This is a genomic window from Streptomyces sp. NPDC057654, assembly GCF_042800135.1.
Lineage (GTDB): Bacteria > Actinomycetota > Actinomycetes > Streptomycetales > Streptomycetaceae > Streptomyces.
Map to the genome: position 1 here is coordinate 1 of NZ_JBHVHQ010001380.1, position 1,373 is coordinate 1,373.

At 74.9% G+C, this 1,373-nt stretch carries 1 protein-coding gene; it reads right to left on the reverse strand.

Annotated elements, in window-relative coordinates; genetic code table 11:
* The coding region (locus ACFU99_RS43780) for a sensor histidine kinase (RefSeq protein ID WP_384404377.1) at positions 1-1,373 on the reverse strand (1,373 nt) is incomplete at both ends.

Sequence of the window (1,373 nt, forward strand, 5' to 3'; positions counted from 1 at the left end):
CTGGTGCTGTTCCGGGTCGGGCGCGGGCACGGGCGCGGTGCCGCGGCGGCGGAACAGCGCGCGCTCCTCCTCGTCGAACGCGCCGTACACGGGCCCGTCCCCGGCCGGCCCGGTGCGCATCGGACGGTCCGCCTCGGGCCGGTCGGGCAGCGGTACGGGCACCTGGGCGAGCGCGGCCAGCGGGCTGCCCCCGATGTCGCTCCCGCCGGTGTCCGCGTCGCTCTCGTAGCCGGCGCCCTTGCCCACGTCGACCAGCAGCGCCTCGGGGATGAGCACGACCGCGGTGGTGCCGCCGTACGGGGAGGGCTGGAGGGAGACGCGGACGCCCTGGCGGCGGGCGAGGCGGCTGATGACGAACAGGCCGAGCCGGTCGGTGTCGGAGAGCTCGAACTCGGGGGTCTCGGCGAGCCGGAGGTTCGCCTCCAGCTGCACGTCGGGGGCCATCCCGAGGCCCCGGTCGTGGATCTCCAGGGTGAAGCCGTTGGAGACGCGCTCGCCGACCACCTGGACCGCGGTGTGCGGCGGGGAGAAGACGGTGGCGTTCTCCAGGAGTTCGGCGACGAGGTGGGTGATGTCGGCGACGGCCGGGCCGCTCACGGCGAGCCGCGGCAGCCGGCGGACCTCGATGCGCTCGTAGTCCTCGACCTCGGCGACGGCCGCCCGTACGACGTCCATGAGCTGGATGGGCTTGCGCCACTGCCGGGAGGGGGCCGCGCCGGAGAGGATGACCAGGCCCTCGGCGTGCCGCCGCATGCGGGTGGTGAGGTGGTCGAGGCGGAAGAGGTCGGCGAGTTCGTCGGTGTCCTCGGTGCGCCGCTCCATGGTGTCGAGCAGCGTCAGCTGGCGGTGCAGCAGGACCTGGCTGCGGCGGGCGAGGTTGACGAACACCTCGGAGACGCCGCGGCGCATGTCGGCCTGTTTGACGGCGGCCTCGACGGCGGCGCGCTGGAGGGTGTTGAGGGCCTGGCCGACCTGGCCGAGCTCGTCCTGGCCGTATTCGAGGCGCGGCGCCTCGGTCTCGACGTCGACCTGTTCGCCGGCGGCGAGGCGGCGCATCACGCTGGGCAGCCGTACGCCCGAGACCTCGTGCGCCTCCTTGCGGACCCGACGCAGGTCGCGGATGAGGGAGCGGCCGATGCGGGTGGAGATGATGAGGGAGACGGCGAGCGCGATGAAGCCGAGGACGCCGGCCGCGCCCGCCTTGAGGAGGACGCCGTCGGCGACGGGCTTGACGCGGTCCTGGTAGCGGTCGGCGGCGTCGGCGCCCATCCGGCGGAGGTCGTCGAGGACGGGGCCCGTGGCGGCCTGCCAGCGCTGGGCGTTGACGGCCCCGTACGCCTTGGCGGGGCCGGCGGCGAGGACGGCCTCCTCGG